Source organism: Methylobacterium sp. NMS14P (assembly GCF_028583545.1).
Lineage (GTDB): Bacteria > Pseudomonadota > Alphaproteobacteria > Rhizobiales > Beijerinckiaceae > Methylobacterium.
In genome coordinates this window covers 2,411,366-2,429,193 of record NZ_CP087106.1, presented here as the reverse complement: position 1 = coordinate 2,429,193, position 17,828 = coordinate 2,411,366, and the positions used below count along the sequence as shown (strand labels likewise).

Sequence of the window (17,828 nt, the reverse complement as noted above, 5' to 3'; positions counted from 1 at the left end):
TACCCCGTCATCGCGAGCGCTGCGAAGCGACCCAGGGCAGCGCGACATCTGTTAGCGTGGCGCTGCTGGATTGCTTCGCTCCGCTCGCAAAGACGGCGGCGTGGTCGCGCAAAGGGCGCGAAAACGCCTGACAGGACGAAACTTCGAACCCTCCTTCGAGGCCTCCGCTTCGCTCCGGCACCTCAGGACGAGGTGATCTGACAGGACGCACGATGACCGCTTTTGCCCCCGTCGACGGCACCGAGATCGCCCAGGCCCTGCGCCAGCGCGCGGCGGAGAAGATCCTCGTCCTCGACGGGGCGATGGGCACCGTGATCCAGCGGCTCAAGTACTCGGAAGAGGATTTCCGCGGCGAGCGCTTCGAGGACCACGGCCACGATCAGAAGGGCAACAACGACCTGCTGATCCTGACCCAGCCCGACGCGATCCGGCAGATCCACCTCGACTACTTCCTGGCCGGCGCCGACGTCTGCGAGACCAACACCTTCTCGGGCACCACCATCGCCCAGGCCGATTACGGCATGGAGTCGATCATCCACGAGCTGAACGCCGAGGGCGCCCGGCTCGCCCGGGAGGCCGCCAAGCTCGCCGAGGAGAAGGACGGCCGCCGCCGCTTCGTGGCCGGCGCCATCGGGCCGACGAACCGGACTTTGTCGATCTCGCCGGACGTGAACAACCCGGGCTTCCGGGCCGTGACCTTCGATCAGGTCAAGCAGGCCTACGTGGAGCAGGTCCGCGGCCTGATCGACGGCGGCGCCGAGCTGATCCTGATCGAGACGATCTTCGACACGCTCAACGCCAAGGCGGCGGTTGCGGCCGCGTGGCAGGTCTTCGACGAGACCGGCATCCGGCTGCCGATCCAGATCTCCGGCACGATCACCGACCTCTCGGGCCGCACCCTGTCGGGCCAGACCCCGGCGGCCTTCTGGCACTCCCTGCGCCATTCCGAGCCGCTGACCTTCGGCCTCAACTGCGCGCTCGGCGCCCGCGAGATGCGCGGCCACATCGCCGAGCTGTCGCGGATCTGCGACACGCTGGTCTGCGCCTACCCGAATGCCGGCCTGCCGAACGAGTTCGGCCTCTACGACGAGAGCCCGGAGGCCATGGGCAAGCTGGTCGGCGAGTTCGCCGAATCCGGCCTCGTCAACATGGTCGGCGGCTGCTGCGGCACGACCCCGGACCACATCCGCGCCATCGCGGAGGCCGTCGCCGGCAAGGCGCCGCGGCCAATCCCCGAGATCCCCCGCCTGATGCGGCTCTCCGGCCTCGAGCCCTTCGTCCTCACGCCGGAAATCCCGTTCGTGAACGTCGGCGAGCGCACGAACGTCACCGGCTCGGCCAAGTTCCGCAAGCTCATCACCAACGGCGACTACGCGGCGGCGCTGGACGTCGCCCGTGATCAGGTGGCGGCCGGCGCCCAGGTGATCGACGTCAACATGGACGAGGGCCTGCTCGACTCGCAGAAGGCGATGGTCGAGTTCCTGAACCTCGTCGCCGCCGAGCCCGACATCGCCCGGGTGCCCGTGATGGTCGATTCCTCGAAGTTCGAGGTGATCGAGGCCGGTCTGAAGTGCATCCAGGGCAAGCCGATCGTGAACTCGATCTCCATGAAGGAGGGCGAGGAGAAGTTCATCGAGGCCGCCAAGATCTGCCGCTCCTACGGGGCCGCCGTGGTGGTGATGGCCTTCGACGAGCAGGGGCAGGCGGATTCCTACGAGCGCAAGGTCGAGATCTGCACCAAGGCCTACCGGATCCTGACCGAGCAGGTCGGCTTCCCGCCCGAGGACATCATCTTCGACCCGAACATCTTCGCCGTCGCCACCGGTATCGAGGAGCACAACCCGTACGGCGTCGCCTTCATCGAGGCGACCCGGACGATCCGCGAGACCCTGCCGCACGCCCACATCTCGGGCGGCGTCTCGAACCTCAGCTTCGCCTTCCGCGGCAACGAGCCGGTGCGCGAGGCGATGCACGCGGTGTTCCTGTTCCACTGCATCAAGGCGGGCATGGACATGGGCATCGTCAATGCCGGTCAGCTCGCCGTCTACGACGAGATCCCGGCCGAGCTGCGCGAGCTCTGCGAGGACGTGGTCCTCAACCGTCGGGACGATTCCACCGAGCGCCTGCTGGAGGCGGCCGAGCGGTTCAAGACCGGCGCCTCGGCCCAGGCCAAGACCGCCGACCTGACCTGGCGCGAGGCCCCGGTCGCGAAGCGCATCGAGCACGCGCTGGTCAACGGCATCACCGAGTACATCGTGGCCGACACCGAGGAGGCGCGCCAGGGCGTGGAGCGCCCGCTCCACGTGATCGAGGGCCCGCTGATGGCCGGCATGAACGTGGTCGGCGACCTGTTCGGCTCCGGCAAGATGTTCCTGCCGCAAGTGGTGAAGTCCGCCCGCGTGATGAAGCAGGCGGTCGCCTATCTCGAGCCCTTCATGGAGGAGGAGAAGCGCGCCAACGGCGGCGACGGCAAGCGTCAGGCCGCCGGCAAGGTGCTGATGGCCACCGTGAAGGGCGACGTCCACGACATCGGCAAGAACATCGTCGGCGTCGTGCTGGCCTGCAACAACTACGAGATCATCGATCTCGGGGTGATGGTACCGGCCGCCAAGATCCTGGAGACCGCCAAGACCGAGAAGGTCGACATCGTCGGCCTGTCGGGCCTGATCACCCCGTCGCTCGACGAGATGGTCCACGTGGCCGGCGAGATGGAGCGCGAGGGCCTCGACGTGCCGCTGCTGATTGGCGGCGCCACCACCAGCCGCGTCCACACGGCGGTGAAGATCCACCCGGCCTACGCCAAGGGGCAGGCGGTCTACGTCACCGACGCGAGCCGCGCGGTCGGCGTGGTGTCGAGCCTGATCTCCAAGGAGACCCGCGGGCCCACGATCGAGAAGGTCCGGGCCGAGTACGCCAAGGTCGCCGACGCCCACAAGCGCTCGGAGGCCGACAAGCAGCGGCTGCCGCTCGCCAAGGCGCGGACCAACGCCTTCAGGATCGACTGGTCGGCCTACAAGCCGGCCAAGCCGACCTTCACCGGCACCCGGGTCTACGGCTCCTACGAGGTCGCCGACCTCGTGCCCTACATCGACTGGACGCCGTTCCTGCAGACTTACGAGTTCAAGGGCCGCTTCCCGGCGATCCTGGACGATCCCGAGCAGGGCCCGGCCGCCCGCGCCCTCTACGAGGACGCGCAAGAGATGCTGAAGCAGATCGTGGAGGAGCGCTGGTTCAACCCGAAGGCGGTGATCGGCTTCTGGCCGGCCAACAGCGTCGGCGACGACATCGCGCTCTACACCGGCGAGAGCCGGTCGGAGCGGCTCGCCACCTTCCACGGCCTGCGCCAGCAGCTCTCGAAGCGCGACGGGCGGTCGAACACCTGCCTGTCGGACTTCGTGGCGCCTTCCGAGACCGGCATCGCCGATTACGTCGGCGGCTTCGTGGTCACGGCCGGCCTGGAGGAGGTGCGCATCGCCGAGCGCTTCGAGCGGGCGAACGACGATTACCGGGCGATCCTCGTGAAGGCGCTGGCCGACCGCATCGCCGAGGCCTTCGCCGAGCGGATGCACGAGCGCGTGCGCAAGGAGTTCTGGGGCTACGCGTCTGAGGAGGCCTACGCGCCCGAGGAGCTGGTGCTGGAGAAGTACGACGGCATCCGTCCGGCTCCGGGCTACCCGGCCCAGCCCGACCACACCGAGAAGACCACGCTGTTCGACCTGCTGAAGGCCGAGAGCCGGATCGGCGTGAAGCTGACCGAGTCCTACGCCATGTGGCCGGGCTCGTCGGTGTCGGGGATCTACATCGCCCACCCGGAGGCGCACTATTTCGGCGTCGCCAAGGTGGAGCGGGATCAGGTCGAGGATTACGCCGCCCGCAAGGGGATGGATGTCCGCGAGGTCGAGCGCTGGCTCGGGCCGATCCTCAACTACGACCCGGCGCGGTACCTGCCGCAGGCGGCGGAGTAGGGGCGAGGCACCGCCGTCATCGCGAGCGTGGCGAAGCGACTCGGGGCAGCGCGACATCGGTCAGCGTGGCGCCGCCCTGGTTTGCTTCGCGCCGCTCGCGAGGACGGCAGGGCGGCCCGAACCGCCCATCCGATCTCAGCAGGTCCCCGCGCCCCGCGTGTTCACGTACAGTGAATAGACCGAGTGCGACGCCGTCATCAGCAGCAGGTTGCGGTTGACGCCGCCGAAGCACAGGTTGGCGCAGCGCTCCGGCAGGCGGATCCGGCCGATCAGCTTGGCCTGCGGCGAGAGCACGATGACCCCGTCCTCGGCCTCGCTCATCCCCCAGCCGCACCAGAGATTGCCGTCGACATCGACGCGGAAGCCGTCCGGCGTGCCGGTGCCGGCATCGTAGAACACCCGCCCGTTCGCGGTCCTGGTGCCGTTCTCGACCACATCGTAGACGCGGATCAGGCGGTTCGGCTTCGCCCGCGCCTCGATGACGTAGAGCTTGGACTCGTCCGGCGAGAAGCAGAGCCCGTTCGGACCCGCCACGCCCTCGACCACGACGCTGGCCTGCCCCGTCCTGGGGTCGATCCGGTAGACGTTGCCGGGCAGTTCCGGCGCGGCCATGGACTCGTGCGGGTTCGGCCCGAAGGCCGGGTCGGTGAACCAGACCGCGCCGTCTGAATGGCAGACCACGTCGTTGGGCGAGTTCAGCGGCTTGCCGTCGAACCGGTCCATCAGCGTGGTGAGGCTGCCGTCGTGCTCGGTCCGGGTCACGCTGCGCGTCTTGTGCTGGCAGGTGATCAGGCGGCCCTGCCGGTCGCGGGTGTTGCCGTTGGCGTAGTTCGACGGCTTGCGGAACACCGAGAGCGCGCCCGACGCCTCCTCCCACTTCATGATCCGGTCGTTGACCACGTCGCTGAACAGCAGCGATCCCATGTCGCCGAACCAGACCGGGCCCTCGGCCCAGCGGAAGCCGGTGGCAACCCGCTCGACCGTCGCCGAGGCGAGGCGGTACTTGGCGAAGGCCGGATCGACGATCTCCACCGCTGGGTCGGGCACCCGCTGCGACGGCTCCCAGCCGGCTCCCGCCGCCCGCGCGGCGCCGATCAGGGCCGCTCCGGCGAGCAGCCCCCTGCGTGCGATCGTGACCATGGTACCTCCCTGTGGTGCGGCCCGCCGCCTGTTGCCGACGGCTCGGGCCGGTCAGTGAATCTCGGGTTCCGGGATCCCGCCGGCGCCCTCAAGAAAGTCGAAATCGCAGCCCTCGTTGGCCTGCCGCACGTGCTGGGCGAACAGCCGGTTGTAGCCCCGCGGATACACCCGGTCGGGCGGCACGAAGGCCTTCACCCGCGCCGCGATCTCGGCGTCGTCGAGGTGCAGGTGGATCCGCCGCCCGGGCACGTCCACGGTGATGAGGTCGCCGTCGCGCACGGCGGCCAGTGGCCCGCGCGCGGCCGATTCCGGCGCCACGTGCAGGATGCACGCGCCGTAGCTGGTCCCGCTCATCCGGGCGTCCGAGATGCGGACCATGTCGCGCACGCCCTGCCGGAGGAGGACCTTGGGGATCGGCAGCATGCCCCATTCGGGCATGCCGGGGCCGCCGATCGGGCCGGCATTGCGCAGGATCATCACGTGGTCGGGCGTGACGTCGAGGTCGAGGTCGTTCACCGCCGCGCTCATCGCGTCGTAGCTGTCGAAGACCAGCGCGGGGCCGGTATGGTTCAGGAAACGCGGGTCGGCGGCCGGCGGCTTGATCACGCACCCGTCCGGCGCGAGGTTGCCGTACAGGATCGCGGTTCCGCCCATGGAGACGATCGGCCGGTCGAGCGGGCGGATCACGTCGTCGTTGAACACCTTCATGCCGGCGAGCCCGTCGCCGACCGTGCCGCCGGTGACCGAGCGGGCGTCGAGGTGGAGGAGCGGGGACAGGCGCGCCATCAGGGCGCGGATGCCGCCCGCGATGTGGAAATCCTCCATCAGCCACTGCCCCGAGGGCCGAAGGTTGGCGATCACCGGCACCTTCTGGGCGAAGTCGTCGAACTCGGTGAGCTTGACCGGGATACCGGCCCGCCCCGCCATGGCCACGAGGTGGATCATCGCGTTGGTGGAGCCGGCCAGCGCGTTGTGAACCACCAGCGCGTTGTCGATCGAGCGGCGGTCGAGGATGTCGGACGGCTTCAGGTCCTCCCAGATCATCTCGACAATCCGCCGGCCGCAGGCGCCGGCCATGCGCGGATGGTCGGCGTCGGCCGCCGGGATCGAGGCCGAGCCGGGCAGGGACAGCCCCAGCGCCTCGGTGATCGCCGTCATGGTCGAGGCCGTGCCCATGGTCATGCAGGTCCCGGCGGAGCGGGCGATGCCCGCCTCCATGTCGTTCCATTCCTGCGTGGTGATGTTCCCGGCCTCCTTCTCGGCCCAGTACTTCCAGACATCCGAGCCGGAGCCCAGGATCGTGCCGCCGAAATGCCCGCGCATCATGGGTCCGGCCGGGAGGAAGACCATCGGCAGGTTCATGGAGATCCCGCCCATGACGGTGCCGGGCGTGGTCTTGTCGCAGCCGCCCATCAGCACCGCGCCGTCGACAGGATGCTGGCGCAGCAGCTCTTCCACCTCCATGGCCAGGAGGTTGCGGTAGAGCATCGTGGTCGGCTTGACGAAGTTCTCCGACAGCGACAGCGCCGGCAACTCGATCGGGAAGCCGCCCGCCTGCCAGACGCCGCGCTTCACGTGCTCGACGCGCTCGCGGAAATGCTGGTGACAGGGATTGATGTCGCTCCAGGTGTTGACGATGCCGACGATCGGCTTGCCGGTGAAGTCCGCCCGCTCGTAGCCCATCTGGAGCATGCGGGAGCGGTGGCCGAAGCTGCGCAGGTCGGTGGCGCCGAACCAGCGCTGGCTGCGCAGGTCGTCCAGGGTCTTCTTGCGCGCGGTCATCGCTCTGTCTCCGGTCTCACGGGTCCGGCCCGGCCGGGCGGACGGCGCCGCGCCGCGGATCCGTCCCGCCGCGGCCGGGCCGGCCCGCGACGAGCGTGATCGCCGCGGAGGCGAGCGCGCACGCCGCCAGGAAGTAGAGGCCGGCCTCGTAGGTGCCGGTGTAATCCTTGAGCCAGCCCAGGACGTAGGGGCCGACGAAGCCGCCGAGATTGCCGATCGCGTTGATCAGGGCGATCCCCCCTGCGGCCGCGGGCCCGGCCAGGAACTCCCCCGGCATCGCCCAGAAGGCCGGCTTGCTCCCGTAGAGCCCGACCGTGGCCACCGACATCGCCGCGAGCGCCCAGAGGCTGCCGAGCACGGGTCCGGAGGCGATGAGGCCGAGGGCGGCGACCAGCGCGGCGATCGCGAAGTGCCAGCGGCGCTCGTCGCGCCGGTCCGACGACCAGCTCCAGGCGATCATGCCCAGGGTCCCGACGAGGTAGGGCACCGCCGTGGCGACGCCCGTCTCCCAGTCGGTGAGGTGCAGGCTCTTCAGGATCGGCGGCAGGAAGAAGGTGATGCCGTAGGTGGCGGTGCCGATGCTGAAGTAGATCGACCCCAGCGCGAGCACGCGCCGGTCGGTGAGGACCTGCCCCAGGGTGAAGGGCCCGTGGGCCCTGACCGTGCCGTCCCGCTCCGCCGCGATCGCGGTCCCGAGCCACAGCCGCTCCTCGGGGGTGAGCCACGCCGCCTGTTCGGGACGGTCGGTCATCAGCGCCAGGACCGCGAAGGCCAGCAGGATCGAGGGGGCCGCCTCGAGGAGGAACAGCCACTGCCAGCCGTGCAGGCCCAGCGCCCCCTCGAGCTGGAGCAGCGCCCCCGAGATCACTGCCGTGAGGGCGTTCGAGCCCGGGACCGCCAGGAACAGCGCGGCGACCACGCGCGCCCGGTACCGCTTCGGGAACCAGTAGGTGAAGTAGAGGATCACGCCGGGGAAGAATCCGGCCTCGGCCACGCCCAGCAGGAAGCGCAGGGCGAGGAAGCTCGCCGGGCCGGTGATGAGGGCCATGCTGCCCGCCACCAGTCCCCAGGTGACCATGATCCGGGCGATCCAGAGCCGCGCCCCGGCGCGCTCCAGGAGGACGTTGCTCGGCACTTCGAAGATGACGTAGCCGAGGAAGAAGATGCCGGCCGCCCATCCGTAGACCGTGGCGGAGAACCCGAACTCCCGGCTCAGCCCGAACGAGGCGAAGCCCACATTCGTCCGGTCCATGTAGGCGACGAAGTAGATCAGGACGATCAGCGGCAGGAGACGCCGCGACACCTTGGCGATCGTCCGCCGCTCGATCTCCGGCGCCGCATCGCCCCCGCGCAACCCCGCCGCCATGGCGTCCCCCCGAGCCGAATCCGACGCGTCCCGGCCCATTGCCGATCGCGGGCCGGGCCGGAGCGGGCCGGTACGGCACGCTCAGCGACCGGTCCGCTTCCGCCAGGCGGCGAAATCGGCGAGGCTCTGCTCGTCGGTGGCAGGGTAGAGGCCGAGGATTGTGCGGCCCTTGCGAACCTCCTCGGTGACGAAATCCTCGTAGGCGGTCATCTCGACGGCCTCGTCGGCGACCGCGTCGGCGAGGTGGGCCGGGATCACCGCGACCCCGTCGCCGTCGCCGACGACCACGTCGCCGGGGAAGACGGGCGCGTCGCCGCAGCCGATCGGCACGTTGATGTCGATCGCCTGGTGGACCGTGAGGTTCGTCGGTGCCGACGGGCGCGCGTGGTAGCTCGGCATCTCCAGCCGGGCGATCTCGTCGGCATCGCGGAAGCCGCCGTCGGTGACGAGCCCGGCGCAGCCGCGCACCATCAGGCGGGTCGCCAGGATCGAGCCCGCGGAGGCGGCCCGGGCGTCCTTCCGGCTGTCGATCACCATCACGGCGCCGGGCGGGCACTCCTCCACGGCCTTGCGCTGCGGGTGCGCGCGGTCGCGGAACACCGTGATCGGGTTCAGGTCCTCCCGGGCCGGGATGTAGCGCAGGGTGTAGGCCTCGCCGACCATCGTCGGGCCACCGGCCTTCAGGGGCAGCACGCCCTGGATCATCTGGTTGCGGAAGCCGCGCTTGTAGAGGGCGGTCATCAGCGTCGCGGTGCTGACGGTCTTCAGCTTGGCGCGCGTCTCAGGGGACAACCCGGACATCCGCTTCTCCTCCCCGGGCCTCGGTCTCGGCACCCGCGCACGGTGACAATCACGCGTCGCTTGTGCCGGCCTTGGCTCCCGCCCGCGCTGCGCGCGGACTGATATCCCAGCTCTTGAGTAACACGGCGCGCGGCGCCATTGTCAACCGACGCGGGTCGCGCCAGACACGGGCGGAGATCGACGGGGAAGCCCTTGGCCGAATTGGGATTTGCGGGCGGCGGGAGCGCGACGGCGGCGGAGGTGCCCAGGCCGCGCTCGCTCGCCGAGACCGCCTACGACGCCATCGAGCAGATGATCATCAGCCGCCGCCTCGCGCCAGGCGCCATGGTCTCGGAGGGCGAACTCGGCGCGGAGCTCGGCCTCGGCCGGACCCCGGTCCGCGAGGCCCTGGCGCGGCTGAAGACGATCGGGTTCGTGGAGGTCCATCCGCGCCGCGGCGTCCTCGTCACCCAGGTCGACGTCGTCAAGCACCTCGAGCTGCTGGAGGTGCGGCGCCCCCTCGACGAGACCGTGGCCCGCTGCGCCATCGCGCGCGGCACCGGGGACGACATGGCGCGGCTGCTGGACCGAGTCGCCGGCCTGCGCGGCACCGCGGAGGCCCGTGACCGGGAGGCGTATTTCCGGCACAAGCGCGCCCTGCACGAGGGGCTGGTCGGCGCCGCCCACAACCCGACGCTCACCGGCACCATGGCGGCGCTGCACGCGCAGTCGCGCCGGTTCTGGTACACCTACGAGCCGACCGCCAGCTTCCCGGACTGCGCCGCGATCCACGCGGCGATCGTGTCGGGCATCGCGGCGCGGGACGCGGGCGCGGCCCTTGCCGGGATCGGGACGCTGTTCGACTTTCTCGACCAGATGACCCGCCGGGCCCTCGACCGGCGCCCCCTGGTCTGACAGGTTGACCGCCTCGAACCCGCCCCTATCCTGAAACTGGGATATCAGACGCATCTCAGCGACGGGCGGGTCCACGGCCGACCCCGGCGCCACGCCCCGGATGCGGCCCGAGCGCCAGGGAGGAACGGCTTGAGCGGATTGCCCCCACGCACCGGCGCGCAGGTGCTCGTCGACCAGCTCCGCGCGCAGGGCGTCGAGCGCGTGACCTGCGTCCCCGGGGAGAGCTACCTCGCGGTGCTCGATGCCCTGCGCGACAGCGGCATCGACGTGCTGGTCTGCCGGCAGGAGGGCGGCGCGGCGATCATGGCCGAGGCCGCCGGCAAGCTCACGGGCCGCCCCGGCATCTGCTTCGTCACCCGGGGCCCCGGCGCGACCAACGCCTCCGCCGGCGTGCACATCGCCCGCCAGGATTCGACGCCGATGATCCTGTTCGTCGGCCAGATCGCCCGGCGGATGCGCGACCGCGAGGCCTTCCAGGAGGTGGATTACCGGCAGATGTTCGGCGGCGTCGCCAAGTGGGCGGTGGAGATCGACGACGCGGCGCGCATCCCCGAGATCCTCGCCCGGGCCTTCCGGGTCGCGCTGCAGGGCCGCCCGGGCCCCGTCGTGGTCGCCCTGCCGGAGGACATGCTCGACGACGTCGCGGCCGTGCCGGACGCGCCGCGCGTCGTCCCGGCCGCGCCGGCCCCGTCGGGGGACGACGTTGCGCGCCTGCGGGCCATGCTGGCGGAAGCGCGGCGGCCGGTGGTGCTGCTCGGCGGCTCCCGCTGGACGGAAGGCGCCGTCGCCGCCCTGGCCGCCTGGGCCGAGCGCCACGACCTGCCGGTGGCGGTCTCGTTCCGGCGGGCCCAGCTCTTCCCCGCCGACCACCCGAACTTCGCGGGCGAGCTCGGGATCGGGCCGAACCCGGCGCTGCTCGCCCGGATCCGGGAGGCCGACCTGCTGCTGATGGTGGGCGGGCGCCTCTCCGAGATGCCGGCGCAATCCTACGGCCTGCTCGGCATCCCGGATCCCGGCCTGCCGCTGGTCCACGTCCACGCCGACGCGGCGGAGCTCGGCCGCGTCTACCAGCCGGCACTGGCGATCGAGGCGGCGCCCGCGACCTTCTGCGCGGTCCTGCCCGATTTCGAGGCCACCGGCACCGGCCGCGCCGCCGAGGCCCACGCCGCCTACCGCGCGTGGTCCGAGACGCCGGAGCCGAAGCCCGGGGCGTTCCAGTACGGCGCGGCGATCGCGTGGCTGCGCGAGCGTCTGCCGCCGGACGCGGTGATCTGCAACGGCGCCGGCAACTTCGCCACCTGGGTCCACCGCTACTACCGGTTCCGCGCCTTCGGCACGCAGCTCGCGCCGACCTCCGGCTCCATGGGCTACGGCCTGCCCGCCGCCGTGATGGCGAAGCGCAGCCGCCCGGATCGGATCGTCGTGGCGCTGGCCGGCGACGGCGACGTGATGATGACCGTGCAGGAATTCGCGACCGCGGTTCAGTACGGGATCGCCGTCGTGGTGGTGGTGCTCGACAACGGCATGTACGGCACGATCCGGATGCACCAGGAGCGCGAGTATCCCGGCCGCGTCTCGGCGACCGAGCTGCGCAACCCCGACTTCGCGGCCCTCGCCCGCGCCTTCGGCGGCCACGGCGAACGGGTGGAGCGCACCGAGGAGTTCGCCCCCGCCTTCGAGCGCGGCCTCGCCTCCGGGCTGCCGGCCATGATCCACTGCCTCGTCGATCCCGAGGCGCTGACCCCGACCATGACCCTCGCGGCCATCCGCGAGAAGGCCCTGGCGGCGCAGCGGGCCTGACCGCCCGCGCGCGTCGTCCCGGTGCGGCCCGCCCGCACCCCCACCGAGAGGAGCAGCTCATGACCCTGCGCGGCGAGAACCTGATCGGCGCCGAGGCGCGGCGCGGCACCGAGGCGACCTTCCGGGCCGTCGAGGCGGCCACCGGACAGGCCCTGGAACCGGACTTCCCGGGCGCGAGCCGGAGCGACCTCGACCGGGCCTGCGCGCTCGCCGAGGCCGCCTTCGACACCTTCCGGGAGACCGACCCGGAGGCGCGGGCCGCTTTCCTGGAGGCGATCGCCGCGAACATCCTGGAGATCGGGGACGACCTCGTCACCCGCTGCATGGCCGAGACCGGGCTGCCCCGGCCGCGGATCGAGGGCGAGCGCGCCCGGACGGTCGGCCAGCTGCGCCTGTTCGCCGGCGTGGTCCGCGAGGGCAGCTACGTCGAGGCGCGGATCGACCCGGCCCTGCCGGACCGCAAGCCGCTGCCCCGCCCGGACCTGCGCCTGCGCCGGATCGCCGTCGGCCCGGTGGCGGTGTTCGGCGCCTCGAACTTCCCGCTGGCCTTCTCGGTGGCGGGCGGCGACACCGCCTCGGCGCTGGCGGCGGGCTGCCCGGTAGTGGTCAAGGCCCATCCCGCCCATCCCGGCACCTCGGAGCTCGTCGGCCGCGCCGTCCAGAAGGCGGTCGCCGCCTGCGGCCTGCCGGAGGGGACCTTCTCGCTGCTGTTCGATGCCGGCCAGTCGATCGGGCAGGGGCTGGTGGCCGATCCCCGGATCGCCGCCGTCGGCTTCACGGGCTCGCGCCGGGGCGGCACCGCCCTGATGGCGATCGCGGCCGGGCGCCCGTCGCCGATCCCGGTCTACGCCGAGATGAGCAGCATCAACCCGGTGCTGCTGTTCCCCGGCGCGCTCGCCGCGCGGGGCGCGGCGATCGGCAAGGCCTTCGCGGCCTCGCTGACGCTGGGCGCCGGGCAGTTCTGCACCAATCCCGGCCTGATCCTGGCGCTGCCCGGCCCGGGCCTCGACGCCTTCCTGGAGGCGACCGGCGCGGCCCTGCGCGAGAGCCCGGCCGCGACCATGCTGACGCCCGGCATCCAGCGCGCGTACCGCGAGGCCGTGGCGCGGGTGGCCGGCCACGCCGCCGTCACCCGCATCGCCGAGGGCGCGGAGGGCGGGGCGACCCAGGGCCGGGCCACCCTGTTCGCCGCGGAATCGGACGTGTTCCTGGCGGATCCCGAGTTGCAGGAGGAGATGTTCGGCGCCTCGGGGCTCGTGGTGCGCTGCGCGGACTTCGCCGCGATGCGGGCGGTCCTGGAGCGCCTGGAGGGCCAGCTCACGGCCTCGCTGCACCTCGCACCGGAGGATCACGCGGCCGCGCGGGACCTGCTGCCGCTCCTGGAGCGCCGCGTCGGCCGGATCCTGGTGGACGGGTTCGGGACCGGCGTCGAGGTGGCGCACGCCATGGTGCATGGCGGCCCCTATCCGGCGACCTCGGACGGGCGCACGACCTCGGTGGGCAGCCTCGCGATCGACCGGTTCCTGCGGCCGGTGAGCTACCAGGACGTCCCCGACGCCCTGCTGCCGGCGGCGCTCCAGGCCGCCAATCCGCTGGGCCTGCCCCGCCGGATCGACGGCACGCCCGAGCGCCGCTGAGCCGCTCCGGGCGGGGGCCGGACGGCCGCGATCCGCCGCTTGCCAGGGGCGGGCGCGGCGTCTAGACAGCCTCCGCTCACCTTGGGGCGTCGCCAAGTGGTAAGGCAGCGGTTTTTGGTACCGCCATTCCCAGGTTCGAATCCTGGCGCCCCAGCCAAATTTCCCAAGAGAAGCAGAACCTTCGGGACCGGGACTGAGCGGGCACGCCGGGACGCACGGCGTCTCCCCACGGCACGAGAATCCGCACGGTCCCGAGTGGCCCGCGGGCCCTCAGGCGCCGGCGCTCTGCACCGTGAGGCCGGGATCACCGCTGTGGAGAGCGAGACCGCGACGCTTGCCGACCCGAAGGCCGCGACGGCCGAGCCCTTCACGCTCTCGACAGAGCCACCACGTCGACGTGGCGGACGCCATCGAAATGCGCTCTCAGGCGAGGAGCCTGCGCGCCGCCACCGACACCGCGCCGGGGCTTCGCCGCACGAGGGTGAAGACCGCGGTCACCAAGGGCTTTCCGAGGCCGACATGAGCGACGTGCCCGATCAGAAGCGTAAGACAATCGCCGACAGCGTGCTGGTTCGTCTCAGCACGTTCGCGCTGGGCGCCGGCCTGTACGAGGGCATCGCCCGGAGCATCGTCGAGAAGGTGGTTGCCGACATGCCGGAAGCCTCCGTCGAGCAGATCGCGGCGGCGGCACGGATGATGATGCTGTTCGTGTCGAGCTGAGAGCGGTCCATGGCCCCGACAGCGGACCTGCTGGTGCATCCGGTGAAGGCTGGCGCATCCGGTGAAGGATTGAGCGCGTGATCCTGCCTCCCCTCCGCCGGACCGCGGCCGACGCGCGGACGGTGGCCACCGTCGTCCACGAAGGCCAGGTCGACAAAGCCGGCCGGCCGTACACCGAGCATCTGGCGCGGGTCGTTGCCGGCGTGCTCAGGCTGTCAGAGGGGTGCCCGTTCTGGTCCGACCTGGAGCGGGACGAGGCGGCGCAAGCCGCATGGCTGCACGACGTGGTCGAGGATACCAGCTACGGGTTCGGCCACTTGGCCAAGGAGGGCTTCAGCGACAACGTGCTGACCTCCGTCGCCATGCTCACGAAGCCCGGTGGGCGCGTCACCTACGCGGCCTGGATCAACAACATCGCGAAAGTGGGCACCCTCCGGGCGACCCTCGTCAAGCTCGCCGACCTCGAGGACAATTCGGATCTCGGGCGTCTGGCGCTCCTGCCCGCGGAGACCCGCGAGCGGCTTCGTCTCAAGTACGAGCCGGCCAAGGAGATCCTCCGCGCGGCGGCGGCGGCGAAGGGCTGGCTCGGTTCACCGACGACGGTCGAAGGCAGCGGGCCGCGTTAGCCCCGCGCCTTGCCCATGCGGCGAAGCTTCGCGCGACCGGCGCCGCCCCGCTGTCACGGCCGAGGCATGCCCGGCGACCCGCGCCGCGACACCTCTGACAGATCGGCGCCGAACCTCCCGCGCGCGTACACCGAGACAGCGAAGTCGTCCTCGACGGTCTGATGGAGAAACCGCTCGGCCATCTCGGTCAGCACGAGGTCGGGCTTCACGCGATCGACCAGTCCGTCATCGACCGAGGTCGACCAGACGACGGGGACCTCCCGGATCATCGCGGCGAGCAGGGTCGTCAGCATGATCGGCGCCCGGTGGCTGACACTGTTCCCGAAGAGCAGCAGCCGCCCGCGACCAAGACCCGGACAATCGAGGGAAGGTAAATCATCCTCTTTCCAGATCGTTGACGTGCGCCAGCGCACGCGATTTGCAATGCTCACGGCTCCTGCGCGGATGAAGGGCCGATCATGTGAACGTTAATACAAGGGGCCTCGATCTCTGGAGGCATCGCGTGAGCCGCACGTATCCGAACACTCGCAAAGGGCGAGCTTTGCTGTTCAGCCGTCAAGCTGAACCGACCATTCGGACGTCGGATCTGGTCGGAGCCACGGCCGGGGTCGCACTCCTGGGCGGCCTGTGCTTGCTGCTCGTGGCCCTGCTCACCAGCGAGGCCCAGGGGTTCACGGATCTCACGTCGATCCTCACGGACAGGTAGAGCAATACCCGACCCTGCTGCGTCCGGACGCGCGCCCGCTTCCGGGGCCGCGTGACGGAGTCGCGCATCCCGGTCAGACTACCACACCTCGAGCGGGCGGCACCGCTCCCCCGGCGCGGGCCCTGACGAGGCGCCCGGTTCCGGCAGCGGCGAGGCCGCGGGTTCCAGGTCCCGGCCGATCGTCCCGCCCCGACCCGCCTCGGCCCTCGACCGCGCGCCGGATGTCTGCACGATGGGCGATCGGGACGCGCGGACGCGGGCGACGCCCGCCGCCGTGTCGCGGGACAGTACGCCGAACGACCGTCGAGGCTCGACGGGCGGTGGCCTCGCAACGCGCGAAGGGGACGCGGGGATCGCCGACGACGGTTCGCGCCGACGTTCGGCCGGAAGAGCGTTGAAACGCGACCGCCATTCGGAAAGGGTCGCTCCGCCCGACCCGCATCAGCCCTCGGAGGTGAAGACCCTGTGCCGCACGCGACCGAACTGATCGCCGTCATCGCCCTCGGGCTGACCCTCGCCTTCATCTGCGGGATGGTCGCGCAGCGCCTCAGGCTGCCGCCGCTGGTCGGTTACCTGGTCGCGGGCGTCCTCGTCGGCCCCTACACGCCGGGCTTCGTGGGCGACAGCAACCTCACGGGTCAGCTCGCCGAGATCGGCGTCATCCTGCTGATGTTCGGGGTCGGGCTGCACTTCTCCTTCAAGGACCTGATGGCCGTGCGCTCCATCGCCCTGCCCGGCGCGGTGGTGCAGATCACGGCGGCGACCGCCATGGGCATCGGCCTGGCCTTCGCCTGGGGCTGGACCCTCGGCCAGGGCCTGGTCTTCGGCCTCGCCCTCTCCGTCGCGAGCACGGTCGTCCTGCTCCGCGCGCTGGAGGAGCGCGGCCTCCTCGACACCGACAACGGCCGCATCGCGGTCGGCTGGCTGATCGTCGAGGATCTGGCGATGGTGCTGACCCTCGTGGTCCTGCCCGCCCTCGCGCCCTCGCTCGGCGGCGAGGCCGGGGGCCTCGGGCACGGCACGGCCCACGCCCTCACGGACCTCGTCGCCCAGCTCGTCGGGCCCGAGCACGCGCAGAGCCTCGCGCTCACCGTCGCGCTGACGCTCGCCAAGGTCGCGGTCTTCGCGGGGCTGATGCTGGTCGGCGGACGGCGCTTCGTGCCCTGGCTGCTCGATCAGGCGGCGCGCACCGGGTCGCGGGAGCTGTTCACCCTCGCGGTCCTGGCCCTAGCCCTGGGCATCGCCTTCGGCTCGGCGGAGCTGTTCGGGGTCTCCTTCGCGCTCGGGGCGTTCTTCGCCGGGATGGTGCTCGCCGAGTCCGATCTCAGCCATCAGGCGGCCGCCGACTCGCTGCCGCTGCAGGACGCCTTCGCGGTCCTGTTCTTCGTCTCCGTCGGCATGCTGTTCGATCCGGGCATCCTCCTGCGCGCGCCGCTCTCGGTCCTGGCGGTGCTCGGCGTGATCATGGTCGGCAAGTCCCTGGCGGCCGTCGCCATCGTGCTGGCCTTCCGGCACCCGCTGGGCACGGCCCTGACGATCGCCGCGAGCCTCGCCCAGATCGGCGAGTTCTCCTTCATCCTGGTGTCGCTCGGGCTGTCGCTGAAGCTCCTGCCGGAGGAAGGGCGCAACCTGATCCTGGGCGGAGCCCTGCTGTCGATCACGCTGAACCCGCTCTTCTTCGCCCTGGCGGCCCGGATCGAGCAGGTCTTCGCCGACCGGCCCGATCTCGCCGCCCGCTTCGAGCGCAAGGGCGTGGTCGACGTCGCCGTCTCGGGCGGGGAGCCGCCGCGACGGGACCACGTCGTGATCATCGGCTTCGGGCGCGTCGGCAGCAGCATCGGCGCGACGCTGGAGACCTGGGAGCTGCCCTACGTGGTGGTGGAGCGCGACCGCCGCCGCGTGCTGGCCCTGCGCGCGGCGGGCACGCAGGCCGTGTTCGGCGACGCGACGGCGCCCGGCATCCTCGAAGCGGCCGGCATCGGCACGGCGCGCCTGCTCGTCGTCGCCACGCCCGACGCGCACCAGGCCCGCCGGCTCGTCGAGGCCGCGCGCGCGGCCAATCCGGGGATCGACACCGTGGTCCGCACGCACAGCGAGGCGGAGCGACGCCATCTCGAGGAGGACGGCGTCGGCCTCGTGCTGATGGGCGAGCGGGAGCTGGCCCTCGGCATGTCCTTCTACGCGCTGCGCAGTCTCGGCGTGCGGGAGGGCGAGGCCCGCGTCTTCATCGACACGGCCCGCGCCGAGACCCGGAGCGACGCGGAGCGGACGGCGGGGCCGGTGAGGGGGACTCCCGAGCTGCGCCACCAGCACGACCGCGACGGGGCGGACCTGTCCTGACGCGGGAGCACGCGGGCGTCCCGGTCGTGGCCGTCCCCGGCCGGGACGCGG

General features: G+C 71.5%; 12 protein-coding genes and 1 tRNA gene. 8 read left to right on the top strand and 5 right to left on the bottom strand.

Annotation, left to right across the window (positions count from 1 at the left end; translation table 11 throughout):
• Nucleotides 1–212: 212 nt before the first annotated feature.
• On the top strand, nt 213–3,965 hold the full coding sequence (metH, locus tag LOK46_RS11495) for a methionine synthase (RefSeq protein WP_273563892.1): 3,753 nt from the start codon (nt 213–215) through the stop codon (nt 3,963–3,965).
• A gap of 135 nt (nt 3,966–4,100) precedes the next feature.
• Here the strand turns inward: metH and LOK46_RS11490 are convergent, their stop codons facing one another.
• The 4 genes from LOK46_RS11490 to LOK46_RS11475 form a co-directional block, all read right to left on the bottom strand.
• Nucleotides 4,101–5,105: an SMP-30/gluconolactonase/LRE family protein gene (locus LOK46_RS11490; RefSeq protein ID WP_273563891.1), complete on the bottom strand. Its 1,005-nt coding sequence runs from the start codon at nt 5,103–5,105 to the stop codon at nt 4,101–4,103.
• Between the two features lie 51 nt (nt 5,106–5,156).
• On the bottom strand, nt 5,157–6,887 hold the full coding sequence (gene araD, locus LOK46_RS11485; protein WP_273563890.1) for an L-arabinonate dehydratase: 1,731 nt from the start codon (nt 6,885–6,887) through the stop codon (nt 5,157–5,159).
• Nucleotides 6,888–6,903: 16 nt separating this feature from the next.
• Entirely contained in the window at nt 6,904–8,253 is a 1,350-nt protein-coding gene (locus LOK46_RS11480; RefSeq protein ID WP_273563889.1) for an MFS transporter, read from the bottom strand.
• Nucleotides 8,254–8,334: 81 nt separating this feature from the next.
• Nucleotides 8,335–9,054 (bottom strand): ribonuclease activity regulator RraA, encoded by a 720-nt coding sequence (locus LOK46_RS11475; RefSeq protein WP_273563888.1) that lies wholly within the window; start codon nt 9,052–9,054, stop codon nt 8,335–8,337.
• Between the two features lie 240 nt (nt 9,055–9,294).
• On the opposite strand from LOK46_RS11475, the gene LOK46_RS11470 reads away from it, so the two are divergent.
• The 6 genes from LOK46_RS11470 to LOK46_RS11445 all read left to right on the top strand — a co-directional run bounded on the left by LOK46_RS11470 (nt 9,295) and on the right by LOK46_RS11445 (nt 14,731).
• Nucleotides 9,295–9,948 (top strand): GntR family transcriptional regulator, encoded by a 654-nt coding sequence (locus tag LOK46_RS11470; RefSeq protein WP_273563887.1) that lies wholly within the window; start codon nt 9,295–9,297, stop codon nt 9,946–9,948.
• A gap of 129 nt (nt 9,949–10,077) precedes the next feature.
• Nucleotides 10,078–11,748: a thiamine pyrophosphate-binding protein gene (locus tag LOK46_RS11465; RefSeq protein WP_273563886.1), complete on the top strand. Its 1,671-nt coding sequence runs from the start codon at nt 10,078–10,080 to the stop codon at nt 11,746–11,748.
• Nucleotides 11,749–11,807: 59 nt separating this feature from the next.
• Nucleotides 11,808–13,385 carry an aldehyde dehydrogenase (NADP(+)) gene (locus LOK46_RS11460; RefSeq protein ID WP_273563885.1) on the top strand — a complete coding sequence of 526 codons (1,578 nt, stop codon included), beginning with the start codon at nt 11,808–11,810 and terminating at the stop codon, nt 13,383–13,385.
• 82 nt (nt 13,386–13,467) lie between these two features.
• Nucleotides 13,468–13,542 (top strand) — tRNA-Gln (locus LOK46_RS11455).
• 155 nt (nt 13,543–13,697) lie between these two features.
• Nucleotides 13,698–14,105 (top strand): hypothetical protein, encoded by a 408-nt coding sequence (locus tag LOK46_RS11450; protein WP_273563884.1) that lies wholly within the window; start codon nt 13,698–13,700, stop codon nt 14,103–14,105.
• A gap of 77 nt (nt 14,106–14,182) precedes the next feature.
• Entirely contained in the window at nt 14,183–14,731 is a 549-nt protein-coding gene (locus LOK46_RS11445) for a metal-dependent phosphohydrolase (RefSeq protein WP_273563883.1), read from the top strand.
• A gap of 53 nt (nt 14,732–14,784) precedes the next feature.
• Here the strand turns inward: LOK46_RS11445 and LOK46_RS11440 are convergent, their stop codons facing one another.
• Complete coding sequence (locus LOK46_RS11440) at nt 14,785–15,024, bottom strand: hypothetical protein (RefSeq protein ID WP_273563882.1); 240 nt, start codon at nt 15,022–15,024, stop codon at nt 14,785–14,787.
• A gap of 878 nt (nt 15,025–15,902) precedes the next feature.
• On the opposite strand from LOK46_RS11440, the gene ybaL reads away from it, so the two are divergent.
• Nucleotides 15,903–17,777 carry a YbaL family putative K(+) efflux transporter gene (ybaL, locus tag LOK46_RS11435; RefSeq protein WP_273563881.1) on the top strand — a complete coding sequence of 625 codons (1,875 nt, stop codon included), beginning with the start codon at nt 15,903–15,905 and terminating at the stop codon, nt 17,775–17,777.
• Nucleotides 17,778–17,828: the final 51 nt, after the last annotated feature.

Coding starts and splice junctions, on each gene's coding strand:
- LOK46_RS11480 (WP_273563889.1), bottom strand. CDS start 8,253: ATGGCGGCGGGGTTGCGCGGGGGCGATGCGGCGCCGGAGATCGAGCGG.
- LOK46_RS11490 (WP_273563891.1), bottom strand. CDS start 5,105: ATGGTCACGATCGCACGCAGGGGGCTGCTCGCCGGAGCGGCCCTGATC.
- LOK46_RS11460 (WP_273563885.1), top strand. CDS start 11,808: ATGACCCTGCGCGGCGAGAACCTGATCGGCGCCGAGGCGCGGCGCGGC.
- LOK46_RS11440 (WP_273563882.1), bottom strand. CDS start 15,024: ATGCTGACGACCCTGCTCGCCGCGATGATCCGGGAGGTCCCCGTCGTC.
- metH (WP_273563892.1), top strand. CDS start 213: ATGACCGCTTTTGCCCCCGTCGACGGCACCGAGATCGCCCAGGCCCTG.
- LOK46_RS11475 (WP_273563888.1), bottom strand. CDS start 9,054: ATGTCCGGGTTGTCCCCTGAGACGCGCGCCAAGCTGAAGACCGTCAGC.
- araD (WP_273563890.1), bottom strand. CDS start 6,887: ATGACCGCGCGCAAGAAGACCCTGGACGACCTGCGCAGCCAGCGCTGG.